The organism is Limnospira sp. PMC 289.06 (assembly GCF_032350395.1).
Classification (GTDB): domain Bacteria; phylum Cyanobacteriota; class Cyanobacteriia; order Cyanobacteriales; family Microcoleaceae; genus Limnospira; species Limnospira platensis.
The window spans coordinates 55659-62140 of the sequence record NZ_JARPLC010000015.1 but is presented as its reverse complement, the minus strand read 5'-3'; the positions used below and the strand labels follow the sequence as shown (position 1 = coordinate 62140).

Annotated in this window: 4 protein-coding genes and 1 pseudogene; 3 read left to right on the top strand and 2 right to left on the bottom strand. The window is 43.7% G+C overall.

Annotation, left to right across the window (positions count from 1 at the left end):
- A partial coding sequence (locus P5674_RS05715) for a DUF4351 domain-containing protein (protein ID WP_315669857.1) occupies window positions 1–243 on the top strand: 243 nt, incomplete at its 5' end.
- Window positions 233–835 (top strand): annotated as a pseudogene (locus tag P5674_RS05710) (DUF4351 domain-containing protein); the annotation flags it as partial. The gene P5674_RS05715 and the pseudogene P5674_RS05710, both read left to right, overlap by 11 nt.
- A 58-nt stretch (window positions 836–893) precedes the next feature.
- Here the strand turns inward: P5674_RS05710 and P5674_RS05705 are convergent.
- The gene (locus P5674_RS05705; protein WP_006616645.1) at window positions 894–3512 is read right to left on the bottom strand and encodes a M1 family metallopeptidase; all 2619 of its coding nucleotides are present in this window, start codon (window positions 3510–3512) and stop codon (window positions 894–896) included.
- Window positions 3513–3776: 264 nt separating this feature from the next.
- Between P5674_RS05705 and P5674_RS05700 the strand changes: the two genes are divergently transcribed.
- Window positions 3777–4943: a pyridoxal phosphate-dependent aminotransferase gene (locus tag P5674_RS05700; protein ID WP_006616646.1), complete on the top strand. Its 1167-nt coding sequence runs from the start codon at window positions 3777–3779 to the stop codon at window positions 4941–4943.
- Between the two features lie 34 nt (window positions 4944–4977).
- On the opposite strand, the gene P5674_RS05695 is transcribed toward P5674_RS05700, so the two are convergent.
- Window positions 4978–5280, bottom strand: a complete 303-nt coding sequence (locus P5674_RS05695; protein WP_006616647.1) for an acylphosphatase — start codon at window positions 5278–5280, stop codon at window positions 4978–4980.
- Window positions 5281–6482 lie beyond the last annotated feature (1202 nt).

Sequence of the window (6482 nt, the reverse complement as noted above, 5' to 3'; positions counted from 1 at the left end):
CAACAGGGATTACAAGAAGGATTACAACAGGGATTACAAGAAGGATTACAACAGGGGGTAACTGAAGGAGAAAAAGCCCTAATTTTCCGGCTGCTAAATAGGAGATTAGGCAGTTTGCCAGAAACGGTCATCGGTCAAATCAATCAGTTACCATTACCCGCATTAGAGGAGTTAGGAGAAGCATTACTAGACTTTTCGGAGATAGATGATTTGGTGGGATGGCTAGTCTCCAACTCGCCATAAATTTCAGGTAATTAGACTCTGGGAAGAACCTGTAGATACGTTTATAAATGTGCCGGGATTATTACCTTTTGCGATACTAGCTCAAACGGGCGATCGCCAAAGGTTATTAGAGCGGGTAGCTGAACAAATTAATGCGATCGCTGACCGGAGAACCCAAAATAACGTGGCAGCATCGACAGCGATTCTGGCAGGTTTGGTATTAGACAAAGTGTTGATTAAACGATTATTGAGGCAAGAAATTATGCAAGAATCAGTAATTTATCAAGACATTTGGGAAGAAGCCCTTGAACGAGGATTACAACAAGGATTACAACAAGGATTACAACAGGGATTACAAGAAGGATTACAAGAAGGATTACAACAGGGATTACAAGAAGGATTACAACAGGGATTACAACAGGGGGCAACCGAAGGAGAAAAATCCCTAATTTTACGGCTGCTAAATAGGAGATTAGGCAGTTTGCCAGAAACGGTCATCGGTCAAATCAATCAGTTACCATTACCCGCATTAGAGGAGTTAGGAGAAGCATTACTAGACTTTTCGGAGATAGATGATTTGCTGGAATGGCTACAAAGCCATCAGCCCGAATAAATATCAACCGGAATTTCCGCCTTGGGGTAATTTACTAATTACCCCAACATGATGGCGATTACTTAGTTTTAGCTTCTAAGTTTTCTAGGCGACTTCGTAGTTCTTGATTTTCCTTTTTCATTTTGTCGAGTTCCTCGCGTAACTGCTTAATAGCCTTGTCTGAACCAAGGTTTTTTTGGACTTTTTGCACAGCCTCTTCCGCCCTGCGCCTGACCCGTCCATCCATGGTGTGTTCTGCTAGGTCATTCAAAATCGCGATCGCCTTGGGAGTTTCCATCTGGCTTAAAGCGGTTACCACAGATATCTGAGTTAAGAAGAAATCTTCTTTAGCTAGTTCTTCAAGCCGTTGAATAATACGTTCAAGATTGATGTTATTTTGACCTGTGGAAATGCGACCTAGACTAGAGATTGCATTTAAACGCAGGGCTTGAGGAACACCATTAGCGGTATATTTCCAAATCAGATTTAAAGCCATTTCTGAAGTTTTCATTTGACTCAAACCCGAAATCGCCCCAGACCGGACTACCTCATTCCAACCAGCCCTTTCTTGTAATACCATTTCTAACAAAGCGATCGCCTCAGCTTCTGTAGGTTCATCCTCCGTGTTTCCCGCCGCTATTTTCGCGATCGCCTGTATAGCACTAGCCTCCACATAATAACTAGGATCACCATTTTCCACCAGAGGTTTAATCGCCTGATAACTTGCAGCCGTGTGAATTTCTGCCAAAGCATTAACCACCGCCCGCCGCACTCGTGGATTTTCATCTTTTAAACCAGCAACCAAGCCATCAAAAGACTGATCAAGTTTAACCTTCACTAACTGTTTAGCTACCTCAACCCGGACTCCCCAGAAAGGTTCAGAAACCATCGCCTCTCCCAAGGCTTTAGCCGATGCCAAATTCCCTTTTTTAGCTAAGGCTTGGGCGGCATAAATCCGGGAAATTGGGTCTGGGTCAAACTGAAGCTGTGCCTTTAACTCAGCTACTGGATAATCTAAAGTCACAGTTTTTAGGAAATTATTACCCACATCAAAACTGATAAAGTTAGGTTTCTCTTCCAAAGGAAAGTAAAAACTCTGTTCGCGATCGCTAACTTGTACAGTCACCGTTTTCAAGTCCACCTCAGTGGATTTCTTTTTGGATTTTCCCTTAGATTTTTTAGTGTAGCCAAAACCTATAGGGATTTTCAAATTAAACAAATTCGCCTCACTGAGTTTCTCACTATCTTTCGCCTGGGTTTGTTTAATAGTCACCTTAGCAATTTTGCTATCATTATCCCAGGAATAGGAAACCTTATATTTAGGGTGTCCACCACGATAGACATATTGATCAAACAGGAACAGCAAATTTCGTCCTGTCGCCTTTTCGATCGCCCTCAATAAATCCACAGTTTCCACAGTTTTATGGGCGTTATCCTGCACAAAAGTATGAATAGCTTTCGCAAATAACTCATCTCCCAATTCTGCCCGAATCATGTGATAAACACAAGCACCTTTTTCATAAAGATGGCGATCATAAAGTTCAATCGCTTCTCGGTAAACGTGAGTTACAATGGGACGACTATAGCGGGAAGAATCCTCAGAAAAATAGCTACGGGCTTCATTTAATCGGTAATAAGCCGCCTCATCGGCACCATATTCATGTTCAGTCCAGAGTACCTCGGAATAAGTAGCCATTCCCTCCTTAATCCAAGCGTGAGACCAATGGGCAATTACCACTAAATCACCAAACCATTGATGGGCGAGTTCATGGACTACCAGGCTTTCTGTATTGCGGTTATCTACGGTAGCGCGTTCGTCCAACAAACAGCGATCGGTTAACAGAGTTGTCGAGGTATTTTCCATACCTCCAAAAATGAAATCCTCAACGCAGACTTGAGCATATTTGGGATAGGGATAATCATAGCCAAAAGTTTGAGATAAAAACTCAATCATAGCTGGGGTTTTACCCAGACTACGTTGAGCATCTTCCTGGCGATTTTTTTCCACATAATAAACCACCGGAATCTGATTATACTCATCTTTTATTTCCGCAAACTTACCCACAGCTAAAGTTATCAAATAACTGGGGTGAACCTGCTTTTGTAACCAATGATAAATTTGGTCATCGCCCTTAGTTTTCGTGGCGATTAATTCACCATTAGCAATAGCCAAAAATTCCTGGGGAACCCGGACTTTAATTTCTGAGGTGGCTAACTGTCCAGGATAGTCAAAGCAGGGAAACCAGAAGCGGGAATCTTCATCTTCTCCTTGAGTCCAAACTTGAATCGGTTTATCAGGATAATCTGAATTGGGTCCGATGAAATACAGACCTCGTTGAGGATGATCAACAGTGTAGTCGATCGCTATTTTCAGAGTTTGATTAACCTCTGTGGGTTGGTTAAGATGAATCTGTAATTGTTGACCATCATGGTCAAAATCTACCTCATGCTTACCAATTTTGACTTGATTAATTTCCATATCTACCGCATCGAGGGTGAGGGTATTAATACCACTGCGGATCGGATTTAGGGTAATAGTACAAGTCCCCTGAAAACTTTGGGCGGGAATATCGAAAACTAGGTCGAGAAAAATATGCTCAACCTGACCAGGGCGATCGGGGTTATAGTGAGGGCGTGCCCCTGGTAACTCGAAGGATTTAGAATCGTTGCTGTCTGAATCGAAATAGGAATACAACATTAATGAATCTATAGATCGGAAGTCTAACATTTGATGGTTTACCTTTTTTGAGATCATGTCAACCGGACTTGATGGGATGACAGACTTATGGAACAATGGGACTCAGCACAACTGTAGTCAGATGGTTGACAAATTACGCAATATGTGATATAGCACCCTGAACTAATTGAAAAAATGTCATCATTGCCCAACAATTAGGCTTGCAGACATTCATCACCCGCCGTAGAATTTCTAGTTTAAGACTACTAAAAAGAGTAATTTGATATGAAGCTGGCAGCCCGTGTAGAACAGGTTCCCCAATCTGTCACCCTAGCGATATCAGCCAAGGCTAAGGCCATGAAAGCCGAGGGACTCGACGTTCTCAACTTCAGCGTTGGTGAACCGGACTTTGACACACCCCAACACATAGTCGCTGCGGCTAAAAAGGCACTCGATGAAGGAAAGACACGGTACGGTCCAGCAGCGGGAGAGCCCAAACTGAGGGAATTAATCGCTCGCAGTCTGACTCAAGAGGTGGGTATTAATTATAGCGCCGAAAATATCATTGTCACCAATGGCGGGAAACATTCCCTGTCCGAGTTGATGATGGCGATCATCGAGGCTGGGGATGAAGTGATTATACCTTCCCCCTACTGGTTAAGCTACCCAGAAATGGTAAAACTGGCTGATGGGACTCCGGTCATTGTGCCCACCGATGCAGCTACCGAGTATAAGATTACCCCAGAATTACTGCGACAAGCGATTACCCCGAAAACTAAACTATTTGTCCTTAACTCGCCCTCAAACCCGACGGGGATGGTTTACACCCCGGATGAACTGAAAGCGTTAGCGCAAGTGGTGGTAGAGTCGGGGATTTTGGTGGTCTCTGATGAGATTTACTCCCAAATTCTCTATGATGGCGCGCAACATCTGAGTATAGCAGCGACTCACCCAGAAGTCCATAAACAGACGCTGATTAGCAGCGGTTTCGCTAAGTCCTTTGCTATGACTGGATGGCGTTTAGGTTATCTGGCTGGGGATAAAACTATTATTGGGGCGATGACCCGGATTCAAAGCCATAGTACCTCTAATGTCTGCACTTTTGCTCAATATGGAGCGATCGCTGCTTTGGAAGGTCCCCTCGACTGTGTAGAAACCATGCGACAAGCCTTTGCTGAACGCCGGAAGGTTATGTATGAACTACTTAACGCTATTCCCGGAATTAGCTGTGTTAAACCCTACGGCGCATTTTATATGTATGTCAATATCGGGAAAATCGGCTTAGGGTCGGTAGACTTCTGCAATGCTTTGTTAGAAGAAAAGCAAATGGCTACAGTTCCTGGCTTGGCTTTTGGAACAGATGATCACATTCGCTTATCCTACGCCACGAGTTTAAAAAATATTGAAACTGGACTCAAGCGCCTAGAAGAATTTGTTGAAGGTAGGCTCTAATTTTATCTAAGTCGCGCTATGGGTGATTTTGAGGCTAATGGTAGAGAATATCAAAGCTGTAGAGTCCTTCGGCTCGCTGATACTCTACCTTAACCTGTGTAGGTTGAGCGGAGGGAGGTCCTTGGTGACACCATTCAATCATTGTCTGGACTTGGGCTTGACTACCCTCAAAAACTGCCTCGACCCGACCATCGGGCAAATTTTTCACCCAGCCGTTGACTCCCTTTTGGGTGGCAACTTGGCGAGTATAATACCTGTAACCGACACCTTGCACCCGTCCAGAGATGAGTAAATGGGCGCGAAGGAGGTCGGGTTTTTCGTGAGTTGTGTTAGACACGATTATAATCTGGTAACGTATTTAGATACTCTGGGGACACACAGCTATTAGAAACTGGTTTGATTAGATGATTGCTCTATAACTTTACCAAAAATTGGGAGATTAGCTATGGATTTGATTAGTTTACTGATTATGTTAATTATTGGCAGTTTGGCTGGGTTAGGGGTTAGCTATACTGTGTTAGAGCGTCGCCTGACCCAGCAGAGAGAAGAATATGAGCGACAAATTCGCCTCTCGGCTGAGGAATTAGAGAAAGCCCATCAAGTCAGGATTCAGGAAATGGTCCAGTCCCTAAGAGATGATTACGATCGCCAACTGCGAGAGATGACAGAAACGCTAAAACAAGAACAGGAAGATGAATTGACAAAAAGCAATGAATCCCTAACTCAATATTATCAGTCCCATATTGAGGAGCTTACCAACCAGGTACAAAGCCGTGAGGAGGAACTTCAAGAAGCTAACCAGCAGTTGAGGGAGTATCAGCAAGAGTTGGGAAATTTGACTGAGGAATTATATAGCCGTGAACGCAAGGTTGAGGAATTGAATGAGTTTTTGAGTGGATATCAGACTCAATTAGAAGAGGTCAATCAAGATCTACAAGCCAGCCAAACTCGCCTTCATGAAATGGGTGAGTCTTTAACAGGCTATGAAACTCAACTTCATGATATGGATCACGAGATTAGCGAAAGTCAAGATCGCACTCAGAAGATGGAAGAATATATCGCGACTTATGATAACCAACTACAACAACTTGAGCAAGACAACTATACTACTAAGGAGGAAATTCGCGAAACTCTCAAAAATATTCAACAGCACAGTGAACAAGAAATTCAGAAGCTACGGGCTGATCTTGAACAAGATCAGGAGACTCAGATTCAAAATGCTATTGATAACCTGGAAGAACAATATAATGATGAAATTCGCGCGGGAACTGAAGAACTGGTGCGAGCTATGCAGTCTCAAACTGAGCAGATGATAAAGTCGCTGCATGAGCGTTTGGAATTTTTGCCTGAGTTGTTGGCAGAAAGTGAAGCGGAAGCAGCTACAGAAGCGGCTACACCAGAAGAGACACTAGAAGAGACGGAAGCGGTGGCGGAAGTGGCGGAAGTGTCGGAAGAGGTAGAAGAATCGGCGATCGCTGATGATGTAATGGTCTCCCAGACACCGACAGAAGCGGCTACACCAGAAGAGACACTAGAAGA